Source organism: Nitratireductor sp. GZWM139, assembly GCF_030068685.1.
Classification (GTDB): domain Bacteria; phylum Pseudomonadota; class Alphaproteobacteria; order Rhizobiales; family Rhizobiaceae; genus Nitratireductor; species Nitratireductor aquimarinus.
Genome location: NZ_JAMQML010000020.1, coordinates 19,864 through 36,319, shown reverse-complemented (window position 1 = coordinate 36,319; position 16,456 = coordinate 19,864). Strand labels below are relative to the sequence as shown.

The 16,456-nt window shown below is 62.8% G+C and carries 15 protein-coding genes; 8 read left to right on the top strand and 7 right to left on the bottom strand.

Going from position 1 to position 16,456, the window contains the following annotated elements:
* Positions 1-13: 13 nt before the first annotated feature.
* Together NDI72_RS19675 and hemN are read right to left on the bottom strand one after the other, a co-directional pair.
* On the bottom strand, positions 14-223 hold the full coding sequence (locus tag NDI72_RS19675; RefSeq protein WP_113154374.1) for a DUF1858 domain-containing protein: 210 nt from the start codon (positions 221-223) through the stop codon (positions 14-16).
* 120 nt (positions 224-343) lie between these two features.
* Entirely contained in the window at positions 344-1,708 is a 1,365-nt protein-coding gene (gene hemN / locus NDI72_RS19670) for an oxygen-independent coproporphyrinogen III oxidase (protein WP_283801526.1), read from the bottom strand.
* A gap of 158 nt (positions 1,709-1,866) precedes the next feature.
* Between hemN and ccoN the strand changes: the two genes are divergently transcribed.
* The 8 genes from ccoN to ccoS all read left to right on the top strand — a co-directional run bounded on the left by ccoN (position 1,867) and on the right by ccoS (position 10,001).
* On the top strand, positions 1,867-3,507 hold the full coding sequence (gene ccoN / locus NDI72_RS19665; protein WP_113154373.1) for a cytochrome-c oxidase, cbb3-type subunit I: 1,641 nt from the start codon (positions 1,867-1,869) through the stop codon (positions 3,505-3,507).
* 12 nt (positions 3,508-3,519) lie between these two features.
* Positions 3,520-4,251 (top strand): cytochrome-c oxidase, cbb3-type subunit II, encoded by a 732-nt coding sequence (gene ccoO / locus NDI72_RS19660; RefSeq protein ID WP_113154372.1) that lies wholly within the window; start codon positions 3,520-3,522, stop codon positions 4,249-4,251.
* A gap of 12 nt (positions 4,252-4,263) precedes the next feature.
* Positions 4,264-4,416: a cbb3-type cytochrome c oxidase subunit 3 gene (locus NDI72_RS19655; RefSeq protein WP_113154371.1), complete on the top strand. Its 153-nt coding sequence runs from the start codon at positions 4,264-4,266 to the stop codon at positions 4,414-4,416.
* 1 nt (position 4,417) lies between these two features.
* Positions 4,418-5,284, top strand: a complete 867-nt coding sequence (gene ccoP / locus NDI72_RS19650) for a cytochrome-c oxidase, cbb3-type subunit III (protein ID WP_283801525.1) — start codon at positions 4,418-4,420, stop codon at positions 5,282-5,284.
* 169 nt (positions 5,285-5,453) lie between these two features.
* A complete protein-coding gene (gene ccoG / locus NDI72_RS19645) occupies positions 5,454-7,031 on the top strand; it encodes a cytochrome c oxidase accessory protein CcoG (RefSeq protein WP_206544752.1) in 1,578 nt (525 codons plus the stop codon).
* Entirely contained in the window at positions 7,028-7,522 is a 495-nt protein-coding gene (locus NDI72_RS19640) for a FixH family protein (RefSeq protein WP_113154368.1), read from the top strand. The genes ccoG and NDI72_RS19640 overlap by 4 nt, the downstream gene beginning before the upstream one ends.
* Positions 7,519-9,804, top strand: coding sequence for a cation-translocating P-type ATPase (locus tag NDI72_RS19635; protein ID WP_283801523.1), 2,286 nt, complete (start codon positions 7,519-7,521; stop codon positions 9,802-9,804). Before NDI72_RS19640 ends, NDI72_RS19635 begins: the two co-directional genes overlap by 4 nt.
* A complete protein-coding gene (gene ccoS, locus NDI72_RS19630) occupies positions 9,801-10,001 on the top strand; it encodes a cbb3-type cytochrome oxidase assembly protein CcoS (RefSeq protein ID WP_283801522.1) in 201 nt (66 codons plus the stop codon). Before NDI72_RS19635 ends, ccoS begins: the two co-directional genes overlap by 4 nt.
* A gap of 101 nt (positions 10,002-10,102) precedes the next feature.
* Here ccoS and NDI72_RS19625 read toward each other — a convergent pair whose 3' ends face one another.
* From NDI72_RS19625 to NDI72_RS19605, 5 genes are all read right to left on the bottom strand, one after another.
* Complete coding sequence (locus tag NDI72_RS19625) at positions 10,103-10,528, bottom strand: universal stress protein (RefSeq protein ID WP_206544749.1); 426 nt, start codon at positions 10,526-10,528, stop codon at positions 10,103-10,105.
* Positions 10,529-10,542: 14 nt separating this feature from the next.
* Positions 10,543-13,236 (bottom strand): TRAP transporter permease, encoded by a 2,694-nt coding sequence (locus NDI72_RS19620; protein ID WP_206544748.1) that lies wholly within the window; start codon positions 13,234-13,236, stop codon positions 10,543-10,545.
* An 83-nt stretch (positions 13,237-13,319) separates the two neighbouring features.
* Entirely contained in the window at positions 13,320-14,300 is a 981-nt protein-coding gene (locus tag NDI72_RS19615) for a TAXI family TRAP transporter solute-binding subunit (RefSeq protein ID WP_206547175.1), read from the bottom strand.
* A gap of 290 nt (positions 14,301-14,590) precedes the next feature.
* Positions 14,591-15,913 (bottom strand): aspartate aminotransferase family protein, encoded by a 1,323-nt coding sequence (locus NDI72_RS19610; protein ID WP_283801520.1) that lies wholly within the window; start codon positions 15,911-15,913, stop codon positions 14,591-14,593.
* The coding region (locus tag NDI72_RS19605) for a MurR/RpiR family transcriptional regulator (protein WP_283801519.1) at positions 15,910-16,456 on the bottom strand (547 nt) is incomplete at its 5' end. The genes NDI72_RS19605 and NDI72_RS19610, both read right to left, overlap by 4 nt.

The window sequence follows — 16,456 nt, the reverse complement described above, 5'->3', positions numbered from 1 at the left end:
GGGTCAGAATCCGTCAGCCCTCCGTGATTGCCAGTTCCAGCTCACGCCTGAACGCCTTTTCATCGATGCCATGTTCCTGGCAGGCGTCGCTCACCGAATGAAACGCGGTGATCGGGCACCCCACGCACAGCATGTGATGGCGCAGCATCACCGCGACCGTGTCCGGCCAGTGCTCCATGATCTCCTCAAGCGTCATCCCGGCACGCAAATGCGTCTGTCGCATCGTCGCCTCCTCCAGACCGAAACATCCTCCACTCAGGCATTCAGCTCGATGGCTTCGACACGCAGGATAGCGGCCTTCGGGCCACGGTTCATTGCGCTGACGCAACAAGCCGCGCGTCGGTCACACGGCAGCAGAGTGGCGCGCGCCGCCACGCTTCAGATACTGGTCGAACAGCGCAGCCGTCGAACGCACCAGCGGCCGCGCCTCGTCACGCAGGCTGAAGGTGCCGCCATCTTCCACCAGTCCGGCCTCTTCGTCCGCCTGACGCGCCTCGCTCACGATCCGCCGTCCGCATTCGCCGAATAGCCGGATCGCCTCTTCGCCCGAAAAGGCGAAGTCGCACATGAGCCGCTCGATCACCCAGGCCCGCGCCTGATCCTCCTCGCTGAGCGCGATGCCCCGCGCCGTGGCAAGACCGCCTTCGCTGACGATGCGCTCGTAATTCGCAGTCGCCGGCGTGTTCTGCGCATAGCCCTGCGGCAGGCGCGACACCGATGAAGGCCCGAGCCCGATCAGCGTCCGGCAGGCATCTTCCGTATAGCCCTGAAAATTGCGGAACAGCCGCCCTTCCCGCGCAGCCACCGCCAGCGGATCATCCGGCTTTGCGAAATGATCGAGCCCGATCACCTCATATCCGGCCTCGCGGATGATGCGCGCCGTTTCCTGCTGCTGCGCAAAGCGCTCTTCCGGCCCCGGAAGAAACGCCTCGTCGATCATCGTCTGGTGCTTCTTGAACCAGGGCACATGCGCATAGCCGAAAAGCGCGATGCGATCCGGCGAAAGCGTCAGCGCCTGCCTGATCGTATCGGCCACGCTTTCAAGCGTCTGGTGCGGCAGGCCGTAGAGCAGGTCCAGATTGACCGAGTGCACGCCGCGCGCGCGAACGCCATCCACAACGCCCCTGGTCTGTTCAAAGGTCTGCTCGCGATTGATGGCCGTCTGCACCTTCGGGTCGAAATCCTGCACGCCAAGGCTGGCGCGCGTCATGCCGATGGCCGCAAACGCGTCGAACCGCGCATCGTCCATATCGTTGGGATCGAGTTCGACACTGATCTCCGCATCATCGGCGAAGTTGAAGGCGTCTTTCAGCGCCGCGCCCAGCCGCAGCACGTCTTCGGGCCGGAGCATGGTGGGCGAGCCGCCGCCGAAATGGAGCGCGCGGATGCGCCCATTGCCATCCAGCACGTTTCCCACAGTCTTTATTTCACTAAGGAGCGCGTCCAGAAACGCCGCGACCGGCTCGTAACGGCGGGTCATTTTCGTGTGGCAGGCGCAGAACCAGCACAGCCGATCACAAAAAGGGATGTGTACATAGAGCGACACGTCGTCGCTGCTGCCCGTCTGTTGCAGCCATCCACGGAAGGTTTCTGCGCCGATTCCTGCATGGAAATGCGGGGCCGTCGGATAGCTCGTATAGCGCGGAACCGCTTCTGAATAACGGGTTGCCGGCACTGTACCGGTGATCTGTTCGCCTGCGCGCTGCATGTTGACCATCCCTCATAATGAACGGAAACTGTTTTTCATGGCTGGGGGCGCGCAGCTTTGACGCAGATCAAGGCAGTTCGGTTCCCGTTAAGAGATGCGTTGAATGTGGGAATCGGGGAACGGATTCCCGCGAGCTTTTCTGGATTGGGGAAACAGCAATGAGATTTGGCACCGAGATCGTATTGGTCGGCCTGGCTGCTTTTGCAGCTCTGGCCGCTGCGGGTCTGGCGCAGGATTCAGCTTTTCAGGCCCATATGTGGGTTCTGTTCTTTGTCCTGCTGGGATCGGCGATCGTGTTGATGCGCAACACCAGCTTTGCGCCCGAGGGCGCGGCATCGATACCGCTCAAGGCCGACACCGACGGCTATATGGACGGTCCGATACGGTACGGCGTCATCGCAACGACATTCTGGGGCGTTGTCGGCTTTCTGGTTGGCGTCATCGTGGCGCTCCAGCTTGCCTACCCGGATTTGAACATCGAACCGTGGTTCAACTTTGGCCGCACCCGGCCGCTGCACACCTCGGCCGTTATCTTCGCCTTCGGCGGCAACGCGCTGATCGCCACCTCGTTCTACGTGGTGCAGCGTACGAGCCGGGCGCGCCTGTTTGGCGGCAATCTGGCCTGGTTCGTGTTCTGGGGCTATCAGCTCTTCATCGTCATGGCGGCAACCGGCTATCTTCTGGGCATCACCCAGAGCCGTGAATACGCCGAGCCGGAATGGTATGTGGATCTGTTCCTCACCATTGTCTGGGTGGCGTATTTCATCGTCTTCTTCGGCACGATCATGAGGCGCAAGGAGCCACATATCTATGTGGCCAACTGGTTCTACCTGTCCTTCATCGTGACCATCGCGATGCTGCACATCGTGAACAACCTTGCTGTTCCCGTTTCGCCCTTCGGTTCCAAGAGCTACTCGCTCTTTGCCGGTGTTCAGGACGCACTGACCCAGTGGTGGTACGGCCACAACGCGGTGGGCTTCTTCCTGACCGCCGGCTTCCTCGGCATGATGTACTACTTCATTCCGAAGCAGGCCGACCGTCCGGTTTACTCCTACCGTCTGTCGATCATTCACTTCTGGGCGCTGATCTTCCTGTACATCTGGGCCGGTCCGCACCACCTGCACTACACCGCCCTGCCCGACTGGGCGCAGACGCTGGGCATGGTCTTCTCGATCATGCTGTGGATGCCGTCCTGGGGTGGCATGATCAACGGTCTGATGACGCTTTCGGGCGCATGGGACAAGCTGCGCACCGACCCGATCATCCGCATGATGGTTCTGGCCGTTGCCTTCTACGGCATGTCCACCTTCGAAGGTCCGTTGATGTCCATCAAGGCCGTCAACTCGCTGTCGCACTACACTGACTGGACCATCGGTCACGTGCATTCCGGTGCGCTCGGCTGGGTCGGCATGATCACCTTCGGCGCACTCTACTATCTGGTTCCGAAGCTGTGGCACCGCGAGCGTCTCTACTCGCTGCGGCTCGTCACCTGGCACTTCTGGCTCGCCACCCTCGGCATCGTGGTCTATGCGGCCGTGATGTGGGTCTCCGGCATCCAGCAGGGTCTGATGTGGCGCGAGTACGACTCTCAGGGCTTCCTGGTCTACTCCTTCGCCGAAACCGTGGCTGCAATGCACCCCTACTACGTGCTGCGCGCACTCGGCGGCGTGCTCTTCCTGCTCGGTGGCATCGTCATGGCCTACAACCTGGCCATGACCATCCTCGGCCACCAGCGCGAGGAAGAGCCGATCGGCGGCACTGTCGTACAGCCCGCAGCCACCATTCAAAACGCCGGTTAAGGAGCCCACACGATGGCATTGCTGGACAAACACAAGATCATCGAAAAGAACGCCACACTGCTCCTGGTGGGATCGTTCCTCGTGGTTACCGTCGGCGGCATCGTCGAGATCGTGCCTCTCTTCTATCTGGAGAACACGATCGAGAAGGTGGAGGGCATGCGCCCTTACTCGCCGCTGGAGCTGGCCGGACGCAACATCTATGTCCGTGAGGGGTGCTACACCTGTCACAGCCAGATGATCCGTCCGTTCCGCGACGAGGTGGAGCGTTACGGCCATTACAGCCTGGCGGCGGAATCGATGTACGATCACTCCTTCCAGTGGGGATCGAAGCGCACGGGCCCGGATCTGGCCCGTGTGGGTGGCCGCTACTCCAACGAGTGGCACGTCGACCATCTGATCGAGCCGCGCTCCGTGGTGCCGGAATCGATCATGCCGAGCTACGCCTTCCTCAAGGACACCCCGCTCGAGATCAACGATTTCTCGACCGAGCTCATCGCCAATCAGCGCGTGGGTGTGCCCTACACGGAAGAAATGGTGCTCAACGCCAATGCGGACATTCGCGCCCAGGCTGATCCGAATGCGGATACGTCCGGGCTCGAAGAACGCTATCCCAAGGCCGTTCTGGGTGATTTCGACGGAAACCCCAACGCGCTGACGGAGATGGACGCGCTGATCGCCTATCTGCAGATGCTCGGCACGCTGGTTGATTTCTCGACCTACGACGAAACGGCCGGATATCGGTGAGGAGGATAAATCATGGAAGCCTATACAGCGCTCCGACAGTTCGCAGATAGCTGGGGCCTACTGGCCATGACCGTCTTCTTCATCGGCGTGGTCATCTTCGCCTTCCGTCCCGGAAGCAAGAAGAGCGCCGAAGAAGCCGCACGCATCCCGCTTAAGGACGATTGAGATGAGTGAGAAGAAAGATATCGACGAGGTTTCCGGCGTCTCGACCACCGGCCATGAGTGGGACGGCATCAAGGAACTCGACAACCCCATGCCCCGCTGGTGGGTCTGGACCTTTTACGCCACCATCGTGTGGGCGATCGGCTACACCGTCGCCTACCCGGCATGGCCGCTGGTCAGCTCCGCCACCCAGGGCGTTCTGGGCTATTCCAGCCGCAGCGAGTTCTCCACCACCATGGACGTGGTCTCTGCACAGCAGGCCGATCTGCGTCAGGCCATCGCCGACAAGTCGCTTGAAGAGATTCTCGCCGACGAGACGCTGCGCCGCTTTGCGACCGCAGCAGGCGACGCCGCGTTCAAGGTCAACTGCTCGCAGTGCCATGGCTCGGGCGCGCAGGGTTCTGCCGGTTATCCGAACCTCAATGACGATGACTGGCTTTGGGGCGGAGACATCGAATCGATTCACCAGACCATCGCGCACGGCGTGCGCTTTGCTGGCGACGACGACACCCGCTTCGGCGAAATGCCGGCCTTCGGCGACATCCTGAGCGCTGACGAGATCCGTCAGGTGGCCGTCCATGTGGTGTCCTTCACCGGAACGCCGTCCGACCCGGCGCTGGCCGAGGCCGGTGCACAGGTCTTCGCCGACAACTGCGCTTCCTGCCACGGCGACAATGGCCAGGGCGACATCACCTTCGGTGCGCCGAACCTGGCCGATGCGATCTGGCTCTACGGTTCCAGCGAGCGGGAAATCGCCGCGCAGGTGCGTCAGCCGAAGCACGGCGTCATGCCAGCCTGGCAGGCCCGCCTTGGCGATCCGACGGTCAAGCAACTGTCCGTCTACGTCTACTCCCTTGGTGGCGGCCAGTAGCCGCAGCGCCATACGGAAAGCAAAAACCCGGCCATCTGGCCGGGTTTTTTGTCGCAGCGACGTAACGTCGACTTTCCCTGCGCGCAAAAAGGGCTTTGATCGGGATCAATGCACTGGTGCACCCTGAGAGACTAGAAACTTCAATACCGAGCAGTCTGCGAGCCGCCGAATGACCCTTGTTACGAACAATGCAGCCAGCAACGACGTCGAACGACTTGATGCCGAAGCTGTAAACTCCGCCGGCAAGCGGCAATCGCTTTACGCCGCGCGCAAGAAGATTTTCCCCAAGCGCGCCTCCGGGCAGTTCCGGCGGTTCAAGTGGCTGATCATGCTGGTCACGCTGGGCATCTATTACCTGACGCCCTGGATTCGCTGGGATCGCGGCCCCTACGCACCCGATCAGGCCGTGCTCGTGGATCTGGCCAACCGGCGCTTCTACTTCTTCTTCATCGAGATCTGGCCGCAGGAATTCTTCTATGTCGCGGGCCTGCTCGTCATGGCCGGCATCGGGCTCTTCCTGATCACCTCCACGGTGGGACGCGCATGGTGCGGCTACACCTGCCCGCAGACGGTCTGGGTCGACCTCTTCCTCGTGGTGGAACGCGCCATTGAGGGCGACCGCAATGCGCGCATCAAGCTTGATGGCGCGCCCATGTCGGTCAACAAGCTCGGCAAGCGCTTTTCCAAGCACCTGATATGGCTTCTGATCGCGGTGGCGACAGGCGGTGCCTGGGTGTTCTACTTCGCCGACGCCCCGGCCCTGCTCATCGACCTCGTGACCGGTAAGGCGGCCCCCGTCGCCTACATCACCATCGCCGTTCTGACCGCCACCACCTATGTGTTCGGCGGCCTGATGCGCGAACAGGTCTGCACCTATATGTGCCCGTGGCCGCGCATTCAGGCGGCCATGCTCGACGAAAACTCGCTGACCGTCACCTACAACGACTGGCGCGGCGAACCCCGCACCCGCCATGCGAAGAAAGCTGCGGCAGCCGGTCAGACCGTTGGCGACTGCGTCGACTGTAACGCCTGTGTGGCGGTCTGCCCGATGGGCATCGACATTCGCGACGGCCAGCAGCTCGAGTGCATCACCTGCGCGCTGTGCATCGACGCCTGCGACGGCGTGATGGACAAGCTGGGTCGCGACCGTGGTCTCATCTCCTATGCGACCCTTTCCGACTACAATGCCAACATGGCGCTCGCCACCGCCGGCGGCACCGACGCGATCAACCCCGACCGCGTGCGCAACGAAAACGGCCGCCTGACCGACAAGGTCGCGCATTTCCGCTGGAAGAAGATCTTCCGCCCGCGCACCTTCGTCTATTTCGGCGCGTGGTCGCTGGTCGGTCTGGCCATGCTCTACGCCCTCCTGACCCGTGACCGGCTGGAAGTGAACGTCCTGCACGACCGCAATCCGCAATATGTGCTTCTGTCCGACGGCTCCGTGCGCAACGGCTACACGGTCAAGCTCCTGAACATGATCCCGGAACCGCGTGTAATCGTGCTGTCGCTCGACGGCCTGCCGGGTGCTACAATGAACGTGGTCGGCCTCGATCAGGCGGAAGGCCGCTCGGCCTCCGTGCCCGTGGAGCCGGATCGCTTGCGTGAAGTGCGCATTTTCGTCACCCTGCCTGCGGACCGTCTCGACGAGGCCGGCGAAAGGTTCAGCTTTGTTGTTGAAGACAAGGCCAGCTTCGAGAGCGACGTTTACCGGGCCAGCTTCAACATTCCGGAGGCCTCACGATGAGCAGCGCACAAAAGCAGAAAGTCTTCACCGGGTGGCACATGCTCGCCATCATGATCGCTTTCTTCGGCGTCATCATCGCGGTGAACCTGACCATGGCCTTCTACGCCAATTCGAGCTGGACCGGCCTTATCGTCAAGAACAGCTATGTGGCGAGCCAGACCTTCAACGAGCGTGCGGCAGAGGGCCGCGCGCAGGCCGCACTCGGCTGGAACGGCGACCTCATCGTTGAGGACGGCGCGATCACCTATCGCCTGACCGATGCCAGCGGCAGCCTGATCCCGCTCGACGGCGTCAAGCTGATCATGCACCGTCCCGTGACGGCGGACGAAGACACGACGCTCGAGCTTGAGCGCCGCCCCGATGGCGCTTTCGGCGTCGACCATGGTCCCGGTGACGGCACCTGGGTCGTCAGCATCACCGCCGAAGCCGGTCTCGACCATCCCTATCGCGACGTGCGTCGCATCGTCATCAAGGACGGAGCACTGAGATGAGCTGTTGCGCCCCCGGCACCGAAATGGCGCTGGAAGCGGAACAGGCCCGCGATGCCGGGCCGCGTTCGGAAGAAATCCTTCTCGCCAGCCGCACCGTCGGCGAAGGCCTGAAGCAGACGGATCTTTCCGTGCCCGGCGTCCATTGCGGTGCTTGCATTCAGACAATCGAGAGCGCGCTCGGCAAGCTTGACGGCGTTGTCGGCGCGCGCGTCAATCTCTCCACCAAGCGCGTCAGCGTGAAATGGCGCGATGGCGAACTGCCGCCCATCATCGATACGCTGAACAGGCTGGGCTACGCCGCCCACCTGTTCGACAGCGTCGAATCCGGCAAGGACCCCGTCCTGTCGCAGCTGATCCGCGCCGTGGCGATCTCCGGCTTTGCCGCCAGCAACATCATGCTTCTGTCCGTGTCGGTCTGGTCCGGCGCGGAGGACAGCACGCGCGATCTCTTTCACTGGCTCTCCGCGCTGATCGCCCTGCCCGCGCTCGTCTTTGCCGGCGGCATCTTCTACAGCTCCGCCTGGAACGCGCTGCGCCACGGGCGCATGAACATGGATGTACCCATCGCGCTCGGCGTATCGCTTGCCTACGGGCTCAGCATCTATGAGACCATTAACAGCGGCCAGCACGCCTATTTCGACGCCTCGGTCTCGCTCCTCTTCTTCCTTCTGATCGGACGCACGCTCGACCACGTGATGCGCGAACGCGCCCGCACCGCCGTGAAGGGGCTTGCCCGCCTTGCTCCACGCGGCGCGCTGGTCGTCGCCGAGGATGGCGGTCGCGATTATCTTCCGCTGCAGGAAGTCACGCCCGGCATGAAGCTGGTCGTCGCCGCTGGCGAACGCATTCCCGTCGACGGCGTGGTCATGACCGGCGCTTCGGAGCTGGATTGCTCCATGGCCACCGGCGAAAGCGCGCCCCAGCCGGTCAAGCCCGGCTCGGATGTGCGCGCCGGCATGCTCAACCTCACCCAGCCGCTGGTGATGGAATCGACCGCCACCGCCGACACCTCCTTCCTTGCCGAAATGATGCGCCTCATGGAGGCGGCCGAAGGTGGTCGCGCGCATTATCGCCGGCTGGCAGACCGCGCCTCTGCACTGTACTCGCCGGTGGTCCACGCCACCGCCTTCATCACCTTTCTGGGCTGGATGGCTGCCAGCGGCGACTGGCATCGCGCAATCACCATCGCCATTGCCGTTCTCATCATCACCTGCCCCTGTGCGCTTGGCCTTGCCGTGCCGATCGTTCAGGTCGTCGCCGCCCGCCGGCTGTTTGAAAACGGCATCATGGTGAAGGACGGCGCGGCCATGGAGCGCTTCGCCCAGATCGACACCGCCGTGTTCGACAAGACCGGCACGCTCACGCTCGGCATTCCCGAATTGCGCAATCTGGCTGACATCGACCCGCAGGTTCTCGCCATCGCCGCCTCCGTGGCCTCCCACTCGCGCCACCCCTTCTCCCGCGCCATTCTGCGCGCTGCGGGTTCCGCCCGCGCAACCACCGCCTTCGACAGTGTCGAGGAGGTGCCGGGCCTTGGCATCGAGGCGCGCTCCGGCGACACCGTCTGGCGGCTTGGCCGCGCAGGCTGGTCGCTTGGTCGCGAAGACGCGCATGAGAATGACGCCGGCGGCACCGTCCTTTCGCGCAATGGTGAAGAACTGGCCGCCTTCCGTTTCGAAGACCGGCTGCGGCCCGACGCGAAGAAAGCCGTCGCCTTCCTGCAGAAGAACGGCGTCAGCGTCGAGATCATCTCCGGTGACAGCGAAGAACAGGTTCGTGACATTGCCGAAAAACTCGGCGTCGAGCGTTTTCAGGCGGGCGTCCTGCCCGGCGAGAAGCTTGACCGGATGCGCGCGCTCGCAGCCGAAGGCCGCAAGGTTCTGATGGTCGGCGACGGGCTGAACGATGCGCCCGCACTTGCCGCGGCACACGTCTCCATGGCTCCCGCCACGGCAGCCGACATTGGCCGCAACGCCGCCGATTTCGTGTTCCTGCGCGACAACATGCTGGCCGTGCCGCTCGCCCGCGACGTATCGCGCCGCGCCGGTCGCCTGATCCGCCAGAATTTCGGCCTGGCCATCATCTACAACCTGCTGGCCGTTCCGATCGCCGTGCTTGGCTATGTCACGCCACTCGTGGCGGCGGTCGCCATGTCGCTGTCGTCACTGATCGTCATCGGCAATGCGCTGCGCCTGCGCACCGACAGGCGTCTGGTCGGACCGGCAGAAGCAAAGGCCCCGACACAGGGCCACAACGCGCCCCTAGCCGAGGCTGCGGCATGACCAATCTCGTCATTCTCATTCCGATTGCCCTCTTCCTTGGCGCAGTCGGCCTTGCCGCCTTCCTCTGGTCGCTCAAGAGCGGCCAGTATGAGGATCTCGACGGAGCGGCAGAGCGCATCCTGTTCGATGATGACGACAGCCCGGACGACCCGCCGAACAACGCGCCGAACAACGCGAAAGACGGGAAGAAACGCTGATCCCTGCAAGACAGGCAGACACAAAAAACGGCCGCGCTCCCTCAGGAAGCACGGCCGTTTTTTTGAGTTCGATTACCGGCTCGGCAATTGCGCAAAAAACGCTAGCGCACCACCAGAACGGAAATGGATGCGTGCCGCACAACGCGCGCGGCATTCGGCCCGATGAGGTAATCCTCCGGGCTTGGGCGCGAAGCCGACAGCACAATCAGATCCGCCTTCACTTCACCCGCATAGCGCAGGATCTCGCGATAGATCGATCCATGGCCGACAATGTGCCGGTGCTTGATTTCGTCGGGCACATATTTCTTCGTGAACTCATGCAGCGCCTCATTGGCGTGCTGGATCGCGTCATGCTCATGCCCCTTGGGAAAGAAGCCGCCGACGATGGACATGCCGTAATCGGGCACAACCGTCATCACATGCAGGCGGCTACCGAAGGTACGGGCGTAATCGACCGCTGTTTCCAGCGTGCGCACCTCCCCCTCGGCATGCCCCAGATCGATGGAAACGAGAATGTCCTTATACATGGATCCTAATCCTTTCAGGCTTCTGCCGAACGCGGCGCACCGGCTTTCGGATTGCCGGTCAGCGTGCCCCCGCGGCGGCGCTGCAGGAACATCACCAGCGCCAGCAGAAGAGCGGCCGGAAGATAGAAGATCTCGCGCGGCATGCGCCCTTCGTCGCTCACCTCGACTGAAGTGATCTGAACCGGCTCGTCGGCGTAGAAATCGAGGCTTGCAAGGGTCTTGCCGGCGAGGCTGTTCATGTCGAACGGCTCTTCCAGAAGCACCCGCTCCCCGTCGATCTGTGCAACCAGCCCGGTCGCTGCCTCGAAGCGGGCTTCACCCGGCTCGCCCGCAGCCCCCAGATTGAACGCCATGGTGCGCTCGTCGATCTCGTCGGGATTGTCGAAGTTCGGCCCGCGGATCGTGAAGCGGATTTCCGCATCATCGGGCTCCTCGGCAACCGCCTCGAAGATCTTCGTCGGTTCGGTTTCGATATAGGGCGGCTGAACCAGATCCAGGAAGAAACCCGGACGCAGCAGCATGAAGGTGACGAGCAGCAGCGCCGCCGACTCCCAAAGCCTGTTGCGCGCCATGAAGAAGCCCTGCGTCGCAGCCGCAAAGATCAACATGGCGACGGTCGCCTGAATGGTCACCCAGATCGCGCCCGCCCAGCTCACATCGATCAGAAGCAGATCGGTGTTGAACACGAAGATGAAGGGCAGCAGCACCGTGCGCAGCGAATAGAAGAACGCCGTGAAGCCGGTCTTGATCGGATCGCCGCCCGAAACGGCCGCAGCCGCAAAGGAGGCTAGCCCCACCGGTGGCGTCACATCCGCCATGATGCCGAAGTAGAACACGAACATGTGCGCGGCGATGAGCGGGATCAGAACGCCATTGGCGGCGCCCAGCTCCACGATCACCGGAGCCATCAGCGAGGAGACCACGATGTAGTTCGCCGTGGTCGGCAGGCCCATGCCCAGCACCAGACTGATCAGCGCCGTGAAGACGAGGATCAGCAGGATGTTGCCGCCCGACAGGAACTCGACGAACTCGGCCATCACCTGACCAATGCCCGTCAGCGTGACCGTGCCGACGATGACGCCGGCTGCCGCCGTGGCGCAGGCGATGCCGATCATGTTGCGCGCGCCGAGAATGAGGCCGACCACCAGATCGTCGAAACCTTCCTTGAAGGCCGCCCGCTGGTCTGCGCTCTGCAGACCACGGAACAGCGCCTTCAACGGCTTCTGCGTGACGATGATGACGATCAGCAGCAGCACCGCATAGAAGGCCGAGAGACCGGGCGACTTGCGCTCGACCATCAGCGACCAGACGAGCACGAAAAGCGGCAGAAGGTAATGCAGACCAGTGCGGATAACCTCGCCCGGCAGCGGCAGTTCCACCACCGGCGCATTCGGGTCGTCCATCTCCAGATCCGGCGATTTGGCCGCATACCAGATGAGCGCCACATAGGCGATCAGCAGGGCTGCCATCAGCACCGGCGCCGAGAGGTTCGGCAGCATGAACTTGATGAAGTTGATCGCGTAGTAGATCACGCCAATCAGAATGACGATGGACGAAATGACGATGCCCGAGCGCATCAGGGCCACCAGGGCCGGGTGCGACTGGCGCTTCTCAAGCACCGGCATGTCTTTCTTCACGGCTTCCAGATGCACCAGATAGAGCAGCGCAATGTAGGAGACCACGGCCGGCAGGAACGCGTGCTTGATCACCTGCAAATAGGGAATGCCGACATATTCGACCATCAGGAACGCGGCCGCGCCCATGACGGGCGGCATGATCTGTCCGTTGACCGAACTCGCCACCTCGACGGAGCCCGCCTTTTCCGGCGAGAAGCCGACGCGCTTCATGAGCGGAATGGTGAAGGTGCCCGTCGTCACCACATTGGCGATGGAGGAACCCGAAATCAGACCGGTCATCATCGAGGCCAGAACCGCCGCCTTGGCCGGTCCGCCACGCAGATGGCCAAGCAGCGCAAAGGCGAGCTTGATGAAGAAATTGCCCGCGCCCGCCCGGTCCAGCATCGAGCCGAACAGCACGAACAGGAACACGAAGGCCGACGAAACGCCCAGCGCCACGCCGAACACGCCGTTCGGCGAGAGCCACATCTGATCCATGGCGCGGCTGAACGAAGCGCCGCCCCAGCGGATGATGTCTGGCACGAAGGTTGACGATCCGAAGAAGACGTAGAGCAGGAAGACAATGGCGACCACGGCGAGCGGTGGCCCGAGCGCGCGGCGCGTCGCTTCCAGCAACAGCACCATGCCGATGCCCGCCACCACCAGATCCTGTGTGATCGGGAGGCCGGGCCGCTGCGAGAGGTCGCGGTAGAAAACGAAGATGTAGAGCGCACAGCTTGCCGCCACGATGGCGAGCACCCAGTCGCTTACGGGAATGCGGTTTCGCGGGCTGGAAGCCAGCGCCGGAAACGCCATGAATGCGAGAAACAGGCCGAATGCCAGATGGATCGCGCGCGACTGCGCATCGTTTAACACCAGCGGCAGGCCGGTCATGCTGGTCAGTGTGAAAGGCAGGGGCGACGCGATGTAGAGCTGGAAAAGCGACCAGCAAAGCGCAACACCGGCAATGATATAGCCGGCAGTGCCTTCGGGATCGCGCGCTCCGGTATCGGATGACGCAACAAGATCCTGAAGTTCGTCGTCATTCAGTGGCGCTGAATTCTTGCCAGCGGTTTCAGGTTTCGTCGCCATGCGCCATCCCCTCTTGATGCGTTTTCTTCATTGGGAAAAGAAGGGCGCCCGCATGGCGGGCGCCCCCTTTTTTTTAAACCGGCTTATTTGAGCCAGCCTTTTTCCTTGTAGTAGGCTTCTGCGCCCGGATGCATCGGGGCGGAGTTGCCCTGATTGACCATGCTCTCAGGCGTCAGGTTGGCAAGTGCCGGATGCAGTGCCTTGAACGCGTCGAAGTCCTTGAACACGGCGTCCACGAAAGCAGCCACAACGTCATCGGGTACATCAGCCGAGGTCACGACGGTCGCGCCAACACCGAAGGTGTTCACGTCATTGTCGGTGCCGCGATACATACCGCCCGGGATCGTCGCCTTGAAGTAGTAGGGGTTGTCGGCAACGAGCTTGTCGACTGCCTCACCCTCGACAGCCACGATCACGCTGTCACAGGTCGTGGTGGCTTCCTGGATGGCGCCAGCCGGGTGACCGACCGTGTAGGCGAACGCATCGATGTTGTTGTCGCACAGTGCGGAGCTCTGTTCGGCCGGGGCCAGCTCTGCAGCAACGGCGAAGTCCGAATTCGTCCAGCCCTTTTCAGCGATCAGCAGGTCCATGAGGGCGCGCTGGCCCGAACCCGGATTGCCGATGTTCACGCGCTTGCCCTTGAGGTCGTCAAAGGATGCAATGCCTGCTTCCTTGCGCGCCACCAGGGTGAGCGGCTCGGCATGCAGCGAGAAGACCGAACGCAGCTTGTCGTGTGCGCCGCCGTCGGCGAAATTGGCTTCGCCCTTGTTGGCATTGTACTGAACGTCAGACTGCACGACGCCGAATTCCAGGTCGCCGCCCTTGATGGCGTTGACGTTGAAGACGGAACCACCGGTCGACTCGACCGAGCAGCGAATGCCCGTCTCGCGACGGTTCTGGTTCATCAGGCGGCAGATCGCGCCACCAACCGGATAGTAAACGCCCGTCACGCCGCCAGTGCCGACGGAAACGAAGCGCTGCTCCTGGGCGCTGGCCGTCCCGGTCGCCAGCGAGCCGAGCATCGCGGCCGCGAGGCCAAAACCGAGAATGCGATGAGGTTTCATAGTGCGTCTCCCTAATGAAATGATGCTTTACGCATACGTGCACGTCGAAAGATGCCGTGGTCGGTCCGGACCGAACAACCGCAGCCGGGCATTGCGTGCGAGATGCCCGGCAAAGCGCGGCCCGCAAAGACCTGACGTGAAGCGTTAAACGCCCCCCGTCGCGAGTCAATGGCTCGGACGCGCAATTTGCAATTTGCTATGACTGAAATCTGTGTCAACGCCATTAGCGCGCAAAACACAAACTTCTGTTTTTCCTGCGGATTATTTCTTCCTCCTCCGTTTACGTAAAATTACCCTGTAGCCGCGTCCACCGCCTCTCCGAGCCGCTCGACAATCGTGTCCGCGACGGCCCTGTCGATGATGAAGGGCGGAGCCAGCAACACGTGGTCGCCGCGCGTTCCGTCGATCGTGCCGCCGGACGGGTAGACCATGAGGCCGCGTTTCATCGCTTCTTTTTTGACCGCTGCATGGACCTTGCGCGCCGGATCGAACGGCTCCTTCGTCCCGCGGTCGGCCACCAGTTCGAGACCGAGGAACAGGCCCCGCCCGCGAATGTCGCCCACATGGGCGTGGTTGCCGAAACGCGCTTCAAGGCGTTCACGCAGATAAGCGCCCATCTCGCGCACATTGGCCAGAAGCCCGTCGCGCTCGATCACGTCCTGAACGGCCAGCGCGGCGGCGCACGCCATCGGGTGGCAGATATAGGTGTGGCCATGCTGGAACAGGCCCGACCCTTCCGCGAAGGCATCGAAAATGTGCTGCCCCAGAAGCACCGCGCCGATGGGCTGATAGCCGCCGCCGAGCCCCTTGGCGATGGTCAGCATGTCCGGTGCAATCCCGTCCTGCTCGCAGGCATGCATGGTGCCCGTGCGTCCCATGCCGCACATCACCTCGTCAAGAATGAGCAGCACGCCATAACGGTCGCAGATCTCGCGGATGCGTTTGAAATAGCCGCTCACCGCCGGCACGGCGCCCGCCGTGGCCCCGACCACCGGCTCGGCGACGAATGCCATCACCGTGTCCGGCCCCAGCGCGTTGATCCTGTCTTCCAGCGCCTGCGCCGCGCGAAGGCCGTAAGCCTCTTCGCTCTCTCCGGCCTCCTGGTAGCGATAGGCGTAGCACGGGTCGATGTGGTGCGTTTCGATCAGGAGCGGCCTGAACGGTTCGCGCCGCCACTCATTGCCGCCGGTCGCCAGCGTGCCCAGCGTGTTGCCGTGATAGCTCTGCCGGCGGGCGATGATCCTGCGCCGCTGCGGCTCGCCCTTTTCCACGAAATACTGGCGCGCCATCTTCAGCGCCGCCTCATTGGCCTCCGAACCGCCAGACACGAAATAGGCATGGCTGATGCCCTCGGGCGCACCCGCAATCAGGCGATCCGCGAGCTGTTCGGCCGGCTCGTTGGTGAAGAAGCTTGTATGGGCATAGGCGAGCGTCTCCGCCTGCTTTTTCAGCGCATCCACCACATCGGGGTGACCATGGCCGAGGCACGAGACGGCAGCGCCGCCACATGCGTCGATATAGGCATTGCCCGCCTCATCGAAGAGTTCGACGCCACGGCCGCCTTTGGCGACCGGCAGTGAGGCATGGATCTGACGATGCAGAATGTGTGTCATTTGGGTTTTCCAGAACGATGCGCACGCGGCGCGGGATCGAGCAAATGGGTGTTGAGGGTGGAAAGCAGCGCTTCGGTCTTTGCGATTTCCGCGAGCGCCTCCTCGCCTCCTTCGCCGGCAACGAGCGCTGCCAGAATTTCGGCGGCCGCGAAGGCCGGCGTCATCGTGTGCAGAAAGGACGGGCTCTCCGTCGAAACGATCACGCACTGGTCTGCAAGGCTGGCGAGCGGTGAAACGGCGCTATCCGTCAGCGCAACCACGGTCAGCCCCAGCGCCCGGGCGCTGGCCGCCGCTTCCACCGTCGCCCGCGTGTAGGGCGCAACCGTGGTCACGAAGAACACGTCATCGGCGGTCGCGTGGCGCAGCTTGTCGAGCCCTGCCCCGTTCACATGGTCGAGCAGATGCGCCTTCTCGCCGAGAAAGGTCATCGAATAGGTGAAATGCGCCGCCACCGCGTGGCTCGAGCGCAGCCCGAAGCAATAGATGCGGCGCGCTGCGGCCAGGGTTGCCGCAGCGCGCGCCAGCGCTTCCAGCGTGCCGGCG